13 protein-coding genes are annotated in these 14,344 nt (G+C 63.7%); 5 read left to right on the forward strand and 8 right to left on the reverse strand.

The genetic code is table 11. The features are described from left to right. Window positions 1–39: 39 nt before the first annotated feature. The 3 genes from gatB to gatC all read right to left on the reverse strand — a co-directional run bounded on the left by gatB (window position 40) and on the right by gatC (window position 3,436). Window positions 40–1,515 (reverse strand): Asp-tRNA(Asn)/Glu-tRNA(Gln) amidotransferase subunit GatB, encoded by a 1,476-nt coding sequence (gatB, locus tag LPA36_RS07705; RefSeq protein ID WP_228875527.1) that lies wholly within the window; start codon window positions 1,513–1,515, stop codon window positions 40–42. Window positions 1,516–1,519: 4 nt separating this feature from the next. Continuing rightward, the gene (gene gatA / locus LPA36_RS07710; protein WP_228875528.1) at window positions 1,520–3,010 is read right to left on the reverse strand and encodes an Asp-tRNA(Asn)/Glu-tRNA(Gln) amidotransferase subunit GatA; all 1,491 of its coding nucleotides are present in this window, start codon (window positions 3,008–3,010) and stop codon (window positions 1,520–1,522) included. Between the two features lie 126 nt (window positions 3,011–3,136). Next, complete coding sequence (gene gatC / locus LPA36_RS07715; protein WP_228875529.1) at window positions 3,137–3,436, reverse strand: Asp-tRNA(Asn)/Glu-tRNA(Gln) amidotransferase subunit GatC; 300 nt, start codon at window positions 3,434–3,436, stop codon at window positions 3,137–3,139. A 365-nt stretch (window positions 3,437–3,801) separates the two neighbouring features. Here gatC and LPA36_RS07720 point away from each other — a divergent pair, with 365 nt between their 5' ends. The 5 genes from LPA36_RS07720 to rodA all read left to right on the forward strand — a co-directional run bounded on the left by LPA36_RS07720 (window position 3,802) and on the right by rodA (window position 10,301). After that, window positions 3,802–4,845 (forward strand): rod shape-determining protein, encoded by a 1,044-nt coding sequence (locus LPA36_RS07720; protein ID WP_004189550.1) that lies wholly within the window; start codon window positions 3,802–3,804, stop codon window positions 4,843–4,845. Window positions 4,846–4,972: 127 nt separating this feature from the next. Continuing rightward, window positions 4,973–6,112, forward strand: a complete 1,140-nt coding sequence (mreC, locus tag LPA36_RS07725; protein ID WP_228875530.1) for a rod shape-determining protein MreC — start codon at window positions 4,973–4,975, stop codon at window positions 6,110–6,112. Further along, entirely contained in the window at window positions 6,109–6,621 is a 513-nt protein-coding gene (gene mreD, locus LPA36_RS07730; protein WP_228875531.1) for a rod shape-determining protein MreD, read from the forward strand. The genes mreC and mreD overlap by 4 nt, the downstream gene beginning before the upstream one ends. 138 nt (window positions 6,622–6,759) lie before the next feature. After that, window positions 6,760–9,141: a penicillin-binding protein 2 gene (gene mrdA / locus LPA36_RS07735; RefSeq protein WP_228875532.1), complete on the forward strand. Its 2,382-nt coding sequence runs from the start codon at window positions 6,760–6,762 to the stop codon at window positions 9,139–9,141. An 11-nt stretch (window positions 9,142–9,152) separates the two neighbouring features. Then, window positions 9,153–10,301 carry a rod shape-determining protein RodA gene (rodA, locus tag LPA36_RS07740; RefSeq protein WP_228875533.1) on the forward strand — a complete coding sequence of 383 codons (1,149 nt, stop codon included), beginning with the start codon at window positions 9,153–9,155 and terminating at the stop codon, window positions 10,299–10,301. Between the two features lie 59 nt (window positions 10,302–10,360). Here the strand turns inward: rodA and LPA36_RS07745 are convergent, their stop codons facing one another. The 5 genes from LPA36_RS07745 to queC form a co-directional block, all read right to left on the reverse strand. Next, window positions 10,361–11,002 carry a tetratricopeptide repeat protein gene (locus tag LPA36_RS07745; protein WP_228875651.1) on the reverse strand — a complete coding sequence of 214 codons (642 nt, stop codon included), beginning with the start codon at window positions 11,000–11,002 and terminating at the stop codon, window positions 10,361–10,363. Between the two features lie 71 nt (window positions 11,003–11,073). Continuing rightward, window positions 11,074–11,853, reverse strand: a complete 780-nt coding sequence (locus LPA36_RS07750; RefSeq protein WP_228875534.1) for an HpcH/HpaI aldolase family protein — start codon at window positions 11,851–11,853, stop codon at window positions 11,074–11,076. 151 nt (window positions 11,854–12,004) lie between these two features. Beyond that, entirely contained in the window at window positions 12,005–12,448 is a 444-nt protein-coding gene (queD, locus tag LPA36_RS07755; RefSeq protein ID WP_228875652.1) for a 6-carboxytetrahydropterin synthase QueD, read from the reverse strand. 9 nt (window positions 12,449–12,457) lie between these two features. After that, window positions 12,458–13,090, reverse strand: a complete 633-nt coding sequence (gene queE / locus LPA36_RS07760) for a 7-carboxy-7-deazaguanine synthase (protein WP_228875535.1) — start codon at window positions 13,088–13,090, stop codon at window positions 12,458–12,460. 62 nt (window positions 13,091–13,152) lie between these two features. Next, window positions 13,153–13,884 carry a 7-cyano-7-deazaguanine synthase QueC gene (gene queC / locus LPA36_RS07765; RefSeq protein ID WP_228875536.1) on the reverse strand — a complete coding sequence of 244 codons (732 nt, stop codon included), beginning with the start codon at window positions 13,882–13,884 and terminating at the stop codon, window positions 13,153–13,155. Between the last annotated feature and the right edge of the window lie 460 nt (window positions 13,885–14,344).

Here is a 14,344-nt window from a genome sequence, read left to right on the forward strand (position 1 = left end):
CGACAACAGAAAACACGCCGGCGACACCTTCTTTTCCGGTCAGCCCAGCTTCTTCTTCAACAGATCGTTGACCTGCTGTGGATTGGCCTTGCCCTTCGTGGCCTTCATCGCCTGACCGATCAGCGCGTTGAACGCCTTTTCCTTACCCGCGCGGAACTCCTCAACCGACTTCGCGTTCGCCGCGAGGACTTCGTCGATGATCGCTTCGAGCGCGCCGACGTCCGAAATCTGCTTGAGGCCCTTCGCTTCGATGATGCGATCCGCGGCGGCTTCGTCGGTGGCTTTTTCTTCCCAGATCGCGAGGAAGATTTCCTTCGCGATCTTGTTGGAGATCGTGCCGTCGATGATGCGTTGCAGCAGCAGCGCGAGCTGCGCGGCCGAAACAGGGCTTTGCGCGATATCGAGCCCTTCGCGGTTCAGCTGCGACGACACTTCGCCGTTCAGCCAGTTCGCCGCGACCTTCGCCTGCGCCGCGCCGAGTTTCGCGACGAGCGCTTCATAGTATGCGGCCGTTGCCTTGCTCGACGTCAGCACGCCTGCGTCATATGGCGTGAGACCGTACTGCCCGACAAAGCGCGTCTGGATCGCTTCCGGCAGTTCCGGCATCTCGCCCTTCACGCGCTCGATCCACGCGGCGTCGATCATCAGCGGCATCAGGTCGGGATCGGGGAAATAGCGGTAATCGTGCGCGTCTTCCTTGCTGCGCATCGATCGTGTTTCGCGCTTGTCCGGATCGTACAGACGCGTTTCCTGCACCACTGTGCCGCCGTCTTCGATCAGCTCGATCTGACGGCGCACTTCGTACTGGATCGCTTCTTCGAGGAAGCGGAACGAGTTCAGGTTCTTGATCTCCGCGCGCGTGCCGAACTTCTCCTGCCCGACCGGACGCACCGACACGTTCGCATCGCAACGGAAAGAGCCTTCCTGCATGTTGCCGTCGCAGATGCCGAGCCACACGACGAGCGTGTGCAGCGTCTTCGCATACGCGACCGCTTCGGCGGCGCTGCGCATTTCCGGCTCGGTCACGATTTCCAGCAGCGGCGTGCCGGCACGGTTCAGGTCGATGCCCGTCATGCCGGCAAAGTCTTCGTGCAGCGATTTGCCCGCGTCTTCTTCGAGGTGGGCGCGCGTCAGGTTCACGGTCTTTTCATACGCCGGCTTGCCTGCCTTTTCGTTCGCGGGCACCTGGATTGTGACCTGTCCGCCCTGCACGACCGGAATCTCGTACTGGCTGATCTGATAGCCTTTCGGCAGATCGGGATAGAAATAATTCTTGCGCGCGAAGATGCTGCGCGGCGCGACCGTCGCGCCAATCGCGAGGCCGAACTGGATCGCGCGCTCGACGGCGCCGCGGTTCATCACCGGCAGCGTGCCCGGCAACGCGAGATCGACGGGCGCGGCCTGCGTGTTCGGCGCGGCGCCGAACTGCGTGGAGGCGGCGGAGAAAATCTTCGAGACGGTCGACAGCTGCGCGTGCGTCTCAAGACCGATAACGACTTCCCATTGCGTGGTCATGGATTCACACTCCTGCCGGTGATTTACGATGCCAGCCGGTCGCGCGCTGGAACGCGTCGGCGACCTGCAACATGCGGGCTTCGTTGAAATAGTTGCCGATGATCTGCAGACCCACCGGACGCTCTGCATTCGCGCCCGCGCCGAAACCACACGGCACGCTCATGCCCGGCAACCCGGCGAGACTCACCGACAGCGTGTAGATGTCCGCGAGGTACATCTGCACCGGATCGTCGCCCTTCGCGCCGAGATCCCACGCGACCGACGGCGATACAGGACCCATGATCACGTCGCACTGTTTAAACGCTTCCTGGAAGTCCTGCGCGATGATGCGGCGGATCTTCTGCGCCTGCAGGTAATACGCGTCGTAGTAGCCGTGCGACAGCACGTACGTGCCGACCAGAATGCGGCGCTTCACTTCCGGGCCGAAACCTTCTGCGCGCGACTTCTTGTACATGTCGAGCAGATCGCGATATTCCGCGGCGCGATGGCCATAACGCACGCCATCGAAACGCGACAGGTTCGACGACGCTTCCGCCGGCGCGATCACGTAGTACACGGGAATCGACAGCTCGGTTTTCGGCAGCGACACGTCGACGAGCGTCGCGCCAAGCGCTTCGTACTGCTTCAGCGCAGCGTCGATTGATGCACGGACGTCATCGGCGAGACCCGCGCCGAAGTATTCCTTCGGCAGACCGATGCGCAGGCCGGCGAGCGGCTTGTGTGCGCCTGCGTCGGCGGACCACGTCTTGCCAAGATAGCGTGTGTAGTCTTCGTCGTCGCGTGTGAGGCTCGTGGAATCGCGCTCGTCGAAGCCACCCATTGCGTTGAGCAGCGTCGCGCAGTCGGCTGCCGTCTGCGCAAACGGGCCGCCCTGATCCAGCGACGAAGCAAACGCGATCATCCCGTAACGCGAGACGCGGCCGTACGTCGGCTTGATGCCGGTGATGCCGGTGAACGACGCCGGCTGGCGGATCGAGCCGCCGGTGTCGGTGCCCGTTGCAGCGGGCGCGAGGCGCGCGGCGACCGCGGCGGCCGACCCGCCCGACGAGCCGCCGGGCACAGCCTTGCGGTCCCACGGATTCTGCACGGGGCCGAAATGCGAGTTTTCGTTCGACGAGCCCATCGCGAATTCGTCCATGTTCGTCTTGCCGACGCACACCATGCCCGCGCGCGCGAGCCGCTCGACGACCGTCGCATCGAACGGGCTTTCGTAGTTCGCGAGCATCTTCGAGCCGGCGGTCGAGCGCCAGCCACGCGTCACGAACACGTCCTTGTGCGCGACCGGCAGGCCCGTCAGCGGACCTGCGTTGCCCGCGGCGAGACGCGCGTCGGCGGCTTTGGCCTGCGCCAGCGTCAGATCGGCGTCGACCTGAATGAACGCATTCAGGCTCTTCGCGGCTTCGATGCGCTGCAGATACGTCTGCGCGAGTTCGACGGCGGAGCATTCCTTCGCATCGAGCGCGGCACGCAGTTCGATCAAACTTTTTTCATGCATTGCGTTATTCCTGGAAAGCGCGACAGCGCGATGCGCTGCCGTGGAGGCGTCCGGCTGCCCGCCGGCCTGCCGTGCCCTGGATGCCCGCCGCCGGATACCGGAACGCGGCGGGCGCGCGGCTAACGCCTATTCGATGACCTTCGGCACCAGATACAGCCCTTCCTGCACAGCCGGGGCCGGGCGCTGGAAATCGTCGCGGCGCACGACTTCGGTCGCGGCGTCGTCGCGCAGGCGCAGCGCGACGTCTTCGATCTGCTCGATCGGGTGCGCGAGCGGCGCGATGCCCGTGGTGTCGACGGCCTGCATCTGCTCGACGAGACCGAAAAAATCGTTGAGCTGGGCAAGCGTGTGCTCCGCGTCGGCATCGGGCAATTCGAGCCGCGCGAGGTGTGCGATGCGTTTCACATCGGTCAGGGTCAGAGCCATGCAGTCACCGGAAAGAGAGGTGGACTGGCGCAGAGCGGAAAAAGAGTGCTGCGACAGCGAGTTACGACATTGGAGCGCGCCCTCGAAAAGGGGCCGGCGAGGGCAAAAAGTACCGTCCGTTTACTCCAAAACATCCAAAATTATAAGGTATCATTACACGTTCGACCCAAACCCGGTCCGACTTACCAAGGCCTTACTGGACATTTTCCAGTGAACCGTGCGGCTTTGCTCCGGTCTCCGGTAGATTCCCTCGCAGTTTCAGGCTCTTGTGGCATGTTCGCGCCCGACCTGAAGCTGTTATTTTTTCCGCTGCCGTCCTGCGCGTACGATGCGAGGCCCGGCCCCCAGCGAGACAGGATTTTTGAATGTTCGGTTTTTTGCGCAGCTACTTTTCCAACGATCTGGCCATTGACCTTGGTACCGCCAATACGCTTATTTATATGCGCGGCAAAGGCATCGTTCTCGACGAACCCTCTGTAGTGTCGATCCGCCAGGAAGGCGGTCCGAATGGCAAGAAAACGATTCAGGCGGTTGGCAAGGAAGCCAAGCAGATGCTCGGCAAGGTACCGGGCAACATCGAGGCGATCCGCCCGATGAAAGACGGCGTGATCGCCGACTTCACCGTCACCGAGCAGATGATCAAGCAGTTCATCAAGACCGCTCACGAATCGCGCATGTTCTCGCCGTCGCCGCGCATCATTATCTGCGTCCCGTGCGGTTCGACCCAGGTCGAGCGTCGCGCGATCAAGGAAGCCGCGCATGGCGCAGGCGCCTCGCAGGTCTACCTCATTGAAGAACCGATGGCCGCTGCCATCGGTGCCGGCCTGCCGGTATCGGAAGCCACGGGCTCGATGGTTGTCGACATCGGCGGCGGCACGACGGAAGTCGGCGTGATCTCGCTTGGCGGCATCGTGTACAAGGGCTCGGTGCGCGTCGGCGGCGACAAGTTCGACGAAGCCATCGTCAACTACATCCGCCGCAACTACGGCATGCTGATCGGCGAACAGACGGCCGAAGCGATCAAAAAGGAAATCGGTTCCGCGTTCCCGGGCTCCGAAGTCAAGGAAATGGAAGTGAAGGGCCGCAACCTGTCGGAAGGCATTCCGCGCAGCTTCACGATTTCCAGCAACGAGATCCTGGAAGCCCTCACCGATCCGCTGAACCAGATCGTGTCGTCGGTGAAGATCGCGCTGGAACAGACGCCGCCGGAACTCGGCGCCGACATCGCCGAACGCGGCATGATGCTGACGGGCGGCGGCGCGTTGCTGCGCGACCTCGACCGTCTGCTCGCGGAAGAGACCGGCCTGCCGGTACTCGTCGCCGAAGACCCGCTGACGTGCGTCGTGCGCGGCTCCGGCATGGCGCTCGAGCGCATGGACAAGCTCGGCAGCATCTTCTCGTACGAGTAAGCGAGTCCAATAAATGAAGGCGGCACGGACCTACCGGCTGGCAGTGCCAGCCGCCGTCGCCGCCCGCCAGGCGCTTATCTGACGCGCCGCAGTCTCACCCAACACGCTCACGCCCCCGGCGCCGACCATGGAATACAGTCCGCCGCCCCTGTTCAGACAAGGCCCGTCGGCACTCGCACGGCTGATCTTCTTCGTCGTGCTGGCGCTCGCCCTGCTGATCTCCGACGCACGCTTCCGAACCCTTGAGATCGTTCGCGGCGTCCTCGGCGCGGGCCTTTATCCCTTGCAACGCGCGGCGCTCGTGCCGCGCGACCTGTTCATGGGTGCGGCCGATCTGGCCGTGAGCAGCACCACGCTGCGTAGCGAGAACGACCGGCTGCGCGCGAAAAACCTCCAGTTGTCGCAGCAGGCCAATCAGGTCGCCGAACTCGGCGCTGAAAACGGCCATCTGCGCGCGTTGCTCGAATTGTCCCAGCGCAGCACCACACAATCCACGCCGGCCGAAATCCAGTACGACACGCGCGACCCGTTCACGCAGAAAGTCGTGATCGGGCGCGGCTCGCAGCAAGGCGTGAAGGACGGCTCGCCGGTCGTCAACGAAGACGGCGTCATCGGTCAGGTGACGCGCGTGTTCCCGCTGCAATCGGAAGTGACGCTGCTCACCGACAAGGATCAGGCCGTACCCGTGCAGATCGTGCGCACGGGTCTGCGCAGCGTGATCTACGGCACGCCGAAGGGCGATTCGCTCGATCTGCGCTTCGTGCCGATCAGCGCCGACGTGCTGGCTGGCGACGAACTTGTCACGAGCGGGCTCGACGGCGTCTATCCGCCGGGTCTACCCGTTGCAAAGGTCGTGCGCGTCGACAAGCAGGCGGACACCGCGTTCGCGCGCGTGATCTGCGTGCCGATCGCGCAGGTGCGCGGCGCGCGCCAGCTGCTGGTGCTGCACTACATGAACGACGTTCCGCCGCGACCCGCAGAGCCCGATCCCATCGCTGCAGCAAAAGAAGCGAAGGCGAAGCGAAACGCAAAGCCGACTGAAAAGCCTGCCGAAAAGGGCGCAGGCGCCGCGAAAGCACCGGAAAAAGCCGCAGAAAAGGGCGCGGAGAAGGCCACGGAAAAGCCGGCTGAAAAGCCCGCAGCCCGCTCGGTCGAGAAAGGCGCGAAGGCCGCACAGCCTGCTTCGGCAACGGCCGGTGCGAAGAAGTCCGAAAAGGCTGAAAAGGCAGATAAGACCGACAAGGCCGCGCAGGGGACGAAGCCATGAACCGCCCGCAATACATCCTGCAGCCGGTCAATCCGTATTTCATCGCGTTCAGCCTGGCGGCAGCCTTCCTGCTGAACCTGATGCCGTGGGGACGGATGATCGCCGTGCCCGATTTCGTCGCGCTGGTGCTGCTGTTCTGGAACGTCCATCAGCCGCGCAAGGTCGGCATGGGCATCGCGTTTTTTCTCGGCCTTCTGATGGACGTGCACAACGCGAGCCTGCTCGGCGAACACGCACTCGCCTATACGCTGCTGTCGTACGGCGCGATCACGATTCACCGGCGCGTGCTGTGGATGTCGATCGGTATTCAGACGTTCGCGGTCATGCCGCTTCTGGTCGGCGCGCAGATCGTGCCGTTTGTGATCCGTCTTTTGACGGGCGCCGCGTTCCCGGGGTGGGGATATCTGATCGACGGCTTCGTCGAAGCTGCACTTTGGCCCGTCGCAAGCGTATTGTTGTTGATGCCGCAGCGCCGCCCCGCCGATCCGGACGATACCCGGCCCATCTAGGCCGCCACACGCGTCGGGAGCTCGATTGAATACGCATTCGTCCTGCCCGCCCGATGCGCCACGCATGGTTTTTTCGCCCGCCATTGCTTGCGGGCACGCTTTTCCTGACGGCCGCCCGCCGGCCCACTGCACACGCGCATGACCGAATTCAAGGACACACAACAGCAGCTTTCGAAGTTCCGCCTGCGGGTTGCAGCGGCGGGGTTGTTCGTGTTCGTCTGCTTCGGGCTGATCGGTTTCCGTTTCCTGTTCCTGCAGGTCTGGCACTACAGCAAGTATTCGCTGCAGGCCGACGAAAACCGCATTTCCGTCGCGCCGATCGTGCCGAACCGCGGCATCATCACCGACCGTAACGGCGTCGTGCTGGCGAAGAACTATTCGGCCTACACGCTCGAAATCACGCCATCGAAGCTGAACGATTCGCTCGAAAACGTCATCGACAGTCTCGCGACCGTCATTACGATCGATGCGCGCGACCGTCGCCGCTTCAAGAAGCTGCAGGAAGACTCGAAGAACTTCGAGAGCCTGCCGATCCGCACGCGTCTCACCGACGACGAAGTCGCGCGTTTCACTGCGCAGCGTTTCCGTTTTCCGGGCGTCGAAGTGCGGGCGCGGCTCTTCCGTCAATATCCGCTCGGTCCGACTGCGGCACACGTGATTGGCTACATCGGGCGCATTTCGCAGCGCGACCAGGAGCGCATCGACGACGCCAGCGATCAGAACGATTCGGATTCCGACCACTACGATCCGCGCCTTGACGCCAACAACTACAAGGGCACGGACTACATCGGCAAAATCGGCGTCGAGCAGAGCTACGAAACCGAACTGCACGGCATGACAGGGTTCGAGGAAGTGGAAGTGACCGCCGGCGGCCGCCCGGTTCGCACGATGTCGCGAACGCAGGCCACACCAGGCAACAACCTTGTGCTGTCGCTCGATATCGGGCTGCAGCAGGTCGCGGAGCAGGCGTTCGCGGGGCGCCGTGGCGCGCTCGTCGCCATCGAGCCCGCGACGGGCGATGTACTCGCGTTCGTATCGGCGCCGAGCTTCGATCCGAACTCGTTCGTCGACGGTATCGACCAGCAGACCTGGGACGACCTGAACAACTCGCCGGATCACCCGCTGCTGAACCGTCCCCTGCACGGCACGTATCCGCCGGGCTCGACGTACAAGCCGTTCATGGCGCTCGCCGCGCTCACGTTACACAAACGCACGCCGAGCTGGGGTTTCCAGGATCCGGGTTCGTACACGTTCGCGGGCCACACGTTCCGCAACGACGTGCCGCAGGGTCAGGGCTGGATCGACATGAACCGCGCGATCATGGTGTCGAACGACACGTATTTCTACATGCTCGCGCACGATCTGGGCGTGAACGCGATTGCCGGTTTCATGAAGCCGTGGGGCTTCGGGCAGATCACAGGCATCGACATTTCCGGCGAAGCGCGCGGCATCCTCCCTTCGACGGAATGGAAGCGCAAGGCGTATCGCAAGCCGGAACAGCAGCGCTGGTACGAAGGCGAAACGATCAGTCTCGGTATCGGTCAGGGCTACAACTCGTACACGATCCTGCAGCTCGCGCACGCCACTGCGACGCTCGCCAACAACGGCGTGCTGATGAAGCCTCACCTCGTGAAAGAGGTCGAAAACCCGATTACGCACGACACACATCTGACCGTGCCGAAGGACGATGGCCGCATCAACGTCGCGCAGCAGGACATCGACGTCATCAAGCGCGGGATGGAAAACGTGACGATGAATCCGTCGGGCACGGCGTATCAGGTATTCCGCAACGCGGCGTATGTGGCGGCGGGCAAGACCGGGACGGCGCAGGTGTTCTCGCTGCAGGGCGCGAAATACCATGGTCACGCGCTCGCCGAGAATCTGCGCGATCACGCGCTCTTTATTGCGTTCGCGCCTGCCGACCATCCGCGTATCGCGGTCGCGTTGATCGTCGAAAACGGCGGCTGGGGCGCGCAGGCGGCAGGTCCGATCGCGCGTCGCGTGCTCGACTATTACCTCGTCGATCGCGCGAAGCCGGGCGCAGAAGCGGCCGCCATCGAAGCGGCGGCATCGGCGACTGAAGAGGCATCGGCGCCCGTTATCGGCGAGGCGGCGGCGTCAGCGCCAGAAGTCGCGACGCCGACGCGGGTCGCAGCAGGCTATACGCCGCTGCCGCCGCCTCCGGGCGCGCCGGTGAAACCGAAGCCTGACGCAGCGGCGTCGGCCGCGCTGGACGCAGCGGCGGCCCTGGCGACTTCCGGGGCGTTGCCGGCATCGTCGGCAGCGAGTGCGGCAAAGCCGCTGCCAGCGTCGACATCGAAAGCGGCACGCGCCGCCGCCAGAAGCGCTTCGGCGGCCGATGCGGTTGCCGCTTCCGACGCCGTGAAACCGCCCCGCAAGACGCCGCGCCCGTCGCGCCCGGCCAGTGAAACACCGACGACGGCGGCCGCGCCTTCGCGCGATACCGGCATGGCGCCGGCGTCGCCGAACCAGCCGGCCACCGGCGGCATGGACGAATAAAGGAGAAAGGCATGCATTTCGACAAGCGCGCCTGGCTCGATCGCCTCAAGAGCATGTTCCTCGGCTTCGACAAGCCGCTGGCGCTGATCGTTTTTCTCCTGCTGTGCGTCGGCATCGTGACGCTCTATAGCGCGACGCTCGACATGCCCGGCAAGGTCGAAGACCAGCTGCGCAACATCATGCTGACGTTCGTGCTGATGTGGGCGCTCGCCACCGTACCGCCCACCACGCTGATGCGCTTTGCGCTGCCGCTCTACACGTTCGGCGTCGCGCTGCTCGTTGCAGTGGCGATGTTCGGTCTCACGCGCAAGGGCGCGAAACGCTGGATCAACGTCGGCGTGGTGATCCAGCCGTCCGAGATCATGAAGATCGCGACGCCGTTGATGCTCGCGTGGTACTACCAGAAGCGCGAAGGCGTGATGCGCTGGTTCGACTATCTGGTCGGCCTCGTGATCCTCATGATTCCCGTCGGGCTGATCGCGAAACAGCCGGACCTCGGCACGGCGGTGCTGGTGTTTGCCGCGGGGCTCTTCGTGATCTACTTCGCGGGTTTGAGTTTCAAGCTGATTGTGCCGGTGCTGATCGCGGCCGTGATTGCAGTAGGTTCGATCGCTGCGTTCCAGGACAAGATCTGCCAGCCGGAGGTCACCTGGCCGCTGATGCACGATTACCAGAAACACCGCATCTGCACGCTGCTCGATCCAACGTCAGATCCGCTCGGCAAGGGCTTCCACACGATCCAGGCGGTGATTGCGATCGGCTCCGGCGGTCCGATCGGGAAGGGCTGGACGAAGGGCACGCAGGCTCACCTCGAATTCATCCCCGAAAAGCATACCGACTTCATTTTCGCGGTGTTTTCGGAGGAATTCGGGCTGGCCGGCGGCATCGTGCTGCTCACGCTCTACATGCTGCTGATCGCGCGCGGGCTCTACATCGCAGCGAACGGCGCAACGCTGTTCGGCCGGCTGCTCGCCGGCTCGCTGACGATGGCGTTCTTCACCTACGCGTTCGTGAACATCGGGATGGTGAGCGGGATTCTGCCGGTGGTCGGCGTGCCATTGCCGTTCATGAGTTACGGCGGAACGGCGCTGATTACGCTCGGTGTCGCGACGGGACTCATCATGAGCGTCGCGCGCCAGAAACGGTTGATGCAGAGCTAGTCTGCGGTTGAAAACCGATGCCTGGCGGCGGGCAAATGCTGGCCGCCGGGCGCATTGCGTTACTGCGGTTTCGCTTCGTGTTCCTGCTGAAGCTGCGAAGTAAGCTGCTGGTATTTCAGGCGTGCCGCCGGATCACCCTGCGCCGCCGCCGCTGCGTAATAGGCCCGCGCGACGTTCAGGTTGCGATCGACGCCATCGCCTCCCCGCTCGTAAAACGAGCCCGTCACGTACTGCGCGGTCATGTCGCCGCCTTCGGCCGCCTTCTTGTACCAGAAGAATGCCTGCTGGTTGTCGCGCGCCGTGCCGCGACCGTCGAGGAACTGGTTTGCAAGCGCAAGCTCAGCCTGCACGTGCCCCTGTTTCGCCGCCTTCAGAAACCACGTGTGCGCCTCCGCCGGATCGCGGCCGACGAATTCGCCATCGTCATACATCTTGCCGTACACGTACTGCGCATGCGACATGTTCGCGTCGGCCGCCTTGCGCAGCCACTTCTTGCCTTCCTCCACATTGGGCGCGGTGCCTTCGCCGTTCAGCAGCATCATCGCGTAGTTGAATTCGGCGAGACGGCTGCCGTGCTGCGCCGCCTTGCGGAATTCGGCGAGCGCCGGGCCAAAATTGCCCGCGTTGTAGTCGGCGACGGCCGTCTGCGTTTCAGCATCCGCCGCCTTTGGAGAGACGATCGTCTGCGCGTCGGCCAGCATCGGCGCCGTGAGGGTGACAACGGTTGCTGCGAATGCCGCGCGCGCGAGCCAGGTCTGCAATGAAACGCGGATCATGAACGCACCTCCTGGAGCGCCTGACGCGTCGCGCGCAGCATCCACATGACGTCGGCAGCAAGTGCGATAAAGCGGAAGCCCTCGGTGCGATACTGCCGCGCACTCTGAACATCCATGGCGAAGATACCCGTCGCCAGCTTCGCGCGATGCGCCGCGGCGGCGACACGCGCGATTGCGGCAATGACTTCCGGATGCTTCGAGTCGCCGAGATGACCGAGGCTCGCGGCCAGATCGGCCGGTCCGATAAAGAGGCAATCGATACCAGGCGTCGCCGCGATCTGCTCGATGTTATCAACGGCGAGCGCCGACTCGATCTGCACAATCGTCGCGATCTGCGCGTTCGCGTTCTGCACGTAGTCGCGCCGCATGCCGTAAGCCGCCGCGCGCACCGCGCCGGCGACACCCCGCAAACCGTCGCTGCCGGCACCCGGATATTGCGTCAGACGCACGGCATGCGCCGCCTCTTCGGCCGTTTCGATATTCGGGAACATCAGCGTGCGCGCGCCTGCATCGAGTACGCGCTTGACGAGCCACGGCTCGCTCGCCGGCAGACGCACGACGGGTTCAGTCGGAAGATGCGCCGCAGCAATCGCACGCAACTGGCCGGTGACGTCCACGCTGTCGTTCGGCGAATGCTCCATGTCGATCAGCAGCCAGTCGAAGCCGGCATGCGCGAGCGCTTCGGCGGCGGAGTCGCTGCCGAGCGAAAGCCACAATCCGAACAGCGGATCAGGTTCTTTCAGGCGCAGCTTGAGGGGATTGGTGAACGTGCTCATCGCGGCGCTCCCTCCCGGCGCGCGGCGCAGCGGCAAGCACAGGATTTGACGTCGGCGCGGCGGCAGTCGCGCCCGCTTCTCGGTGTGGTGTACGGCATGTCTCGCTCCGGCTGGTTACGCAGCGATCATACCGTGACAATAACGTGCCCGTTCAGTCGCGAACGACGTCAGCCCAGCAGTTCGGCGTTTCATAAAGCCGCACCTTGTGCAGCCGCAGATTCACACCGTAATGCGCGTCGTAGACGTTCGCGAGAATATCGAACGCGACGGCGGCAAGGTTTTCCACAGTAGGAATGCGGTCGAGCACGACCGTCTTGTGGCCCGGCATCGATTCGAGGAAGCCGCGCACCTGCGCGTCGCCTTCGTAGACGAGAAACGCGTGGTCCCACAGATCCACGAGATGTTCGTTCGCGAGCGACTTCACGTCGGCGAAATCCATCACCATGCCGCGGTCCGGCGCGCCTTCCGTTTCGACGAGGTCGCCTTGCAGCGTGATTTCGAGCACGTAGCGATGGCCGTGCAGGTTACGGCACTGGCTGCGGTGATCGGGAATGCGGTGGCCCGCATCGAATTCAAGTTTTCGGGTAATCGTCAGCACGGGGGATCAGGGAATGTTCAGATACTTGTGGGTCTGCATCGACAGGCGCCATTGCGGATGGCGCTTGCACCAGTCGATCGCGAGCTTCGTGTTGACATCGCGCGACGGACCGTCCATCGGCTGCACGAGGAAATAGTCAAAGTCGAGCTTCGCGTAATCGGCGAGGCGCTGGTTGTCCTGCGGCACGACAACCTTCAGCTCGTTGCCCTTCGTGACGACGAGCGGCGCGTCGGCTTTCGGGCTCACGCAGATCCAGTCGATGGTCTCGAGCACGGGCAGCGAGCCGTTCGTTTCGATCGCGATGACGAAGCCGGCGGCGTGCAGCGCATCGACGAACGGCGGGTCGATCTGCAACATCGGTTCGCCGCCGGTACAGACGACAAAGCGCTCGCCTTCGCCTTCCGGCCACAGCGACGCGATCATCGCGACCAGTTCGTCCGCAGTGCGGAATTTGCCGCCGTTCTCGCCGTCGGTGCCGACGAAATCCGTATCGCAGAACCGGCACACGGCGTCGGCGCGATCTTCCTCGCGGCCCGACCAGAGGTTGCAGCCGGCGAAGCGGCAAAACACGGCCGGGCGCCCGGCATTCGCACCTTCGCCCTGCAATGTGTAGAAGATTTCCTTGACCGCGTACGTCATGCTGCTTTCTGCCTGAATATCCTGAAGATGTTGACCATCCGCGCCGCGTTGCGTTGCGGCGGTTAAACCGGTTCCGTCACTTTCTCGCCGGCAAGATACGCCTCGTAGCCGCGCTTGCGCAGCTTGCAGGCCGGGCACTCGCCGCAACCGAAACCCCACTTGTGCAGCTCGGCACGCTCGCCGACGTAGCACGTGTGCGTCTCGACGCGGATCAGCTCGACAAGCGCCTCGCCGCCCAGTTCCAGCGCGAGCCGCCACGTGTCGGCCTTGTCGAGCCACATCAGCGGCGTTTCGAGCAGGAAGCGGCTGTCCATGCCGAGATTCAGCGCGACCTGCAGCGCCTTCATCGTATCGTCGCGGCAATCGGGGTAGCCCGAAAAATCCGTCTCGCACATGCCGCCCACCAGAACCTGCAATCCGCGACGGTATGCAATGGCCGCCGCGATCGTCATGAACATCAGGTTGCGGCCGGGCACAAACGTATTCGGCAGGCCGCTTGCGGCGGCTTCGATCTGGATCTGGCGCGTCATGGCGGTATCGCTGATGGCGCCGAGTACGCCAAGGTCGATCATGTGATCGTCGCCGAGGCGCGCGCCCCACTCGGGAAATTCGCGCGCGATCGCGCTGCGAAACCCCTCGCGGCATTCCAGTTCGACGCGGTGCCGCTGACCGTAATCGAAGCCGAGCGTCTCGACCGTTTCGTATCGTTCAAGCGCCCACGCGAGGCAGGTGGCCGAATCCTGACCACCGGAGAAGAGCACGAGGGCGCTGTGTTTAGCGTCTGTCCGGGTCACCGTGAAACTCCGTGATTGATGAGTGCCCGCGTCGCGCTGTGTAGTGTCGGCAACAGCAGCGTGGCGCATGATGGGCCTGGGCTGGGTCAATGTTGAGCCGGCGCCCGCTGGGGCCGGTCTCAGGCAGTATAGGCCGCGCCTTTCGCACGCAGCGTCGCTGGCGCTTATACCGCTCATTGCCTGCCGGTGACTTTTGCGTGCGTCACGCCGCCCGCGGCAGCCCCACAATCCAGCACGTTTCCGGGAACATCGACCGCCCGCCTGCCGGCACAAAACGCCAGGCCGCAGGGCGCCTGAAACGAAAAAGGACTTGTCAATCGAACGTGGCAAGTCCTTGAACTGGCGCGATTTTATCATGCGACGCCACATGCCGCTGACGGCGCCACTGGCCCCAAAGCCGTCCCGCCGATGTTGCACCGGGCACTACAAAAACAGAAAGCCCCAGGAATCTTGCGATTAT

The organism is Paraburkholderia saeva, from assembly GCF_907164555.1.
Classification (GTDB): Bacteria; Pseudomonadota; Gammaproteobacteria; order Burkholderiales; family Burkholderiaceae; genus Paraburkholderia; species Paraburkholderia saeva.

What these genes read in the sequence shown, in the direction of transcription:
- gatB (WP_228875527.1), bottom strand. Translation starts at nt 1,515, where the DNA reads ATGACCACGCAATGGGAAGTCGTTATCGGTCTTGAGACGCACGCGCAG.
- gatC (WP_228875529.1), bottom strand. Translation starts at nt 3,436, where the DNA reads ATGGCTCTGACCCTGACCGATGTGAAACGCATCGCACACCTCGCGCGG.
- queE (WP_228875535.1), bottom strand. Translation starts at nt 13,090, where the DNA reads ATGACGTACGCGGTCAAGGAAATCTTCTACACATTGCAGGGCGAAGGT.
- rodA (WP_228875533.1), top strand. Translation starts at nt 9,153, where the DNA reads ATGCATTTCGACAAGCGCGCCTGGCTCGATCGCCTCAAGAGCATGTTC.
- mreD (WP_228875531.1), top strand. Translation starts at nt 6,109, where the DNA reads ATGAACCGCCCGCAATACATCCTGCAGCCGGTCAATCCGTATTTCATC.
- gatA (WP_228875528.1), bottom strand. Translation starts at nt 3,010, where the DNA reads ATGCATGAAAAAAGTTTGATCGAACTGCGTGCCGCGCTCGATGCGAAG.
- LPA36_RS07750 (WP_228875534.1), bottom strand. Translation starts at nt 11,853, where the DNA reads ATGAGCACGTTCACCAATCCCCTCAAGCTGCGCCTGAAAGAACCTGAT.
- mrdA (WP_228875532.1), top strand. Translation starts at nt 6,760, where the DNA reads ATGACCGAATTCAAGGACACACAACAGCAGCTTTCGAAGTTCCGCCTG.
- LPA36_RS07745 (WP_228875651.1), bottom strand. Translation starts at nt 11,002, where the DNA reads ATGCTGGCCGACGCGCAGACGATCGTCTCTCCAAAGGCGGCGGATGCT.
- mreC (WP_228875530.1), top strand. Translation starts at nt 4,973, where the DNA reads ATGGAATACAGTCCGCCGCCCCTGTTCAGACAAGGCCCGTCGGCACTC.
- LPA36_RS07720 (WP_004189550.1), top strand. Translation starts at nt 3,802, where the DNA reads ATGTTCGGTTTTTTGCGCAGCTACTTTTCCAACGATCTGGCCATTGAC.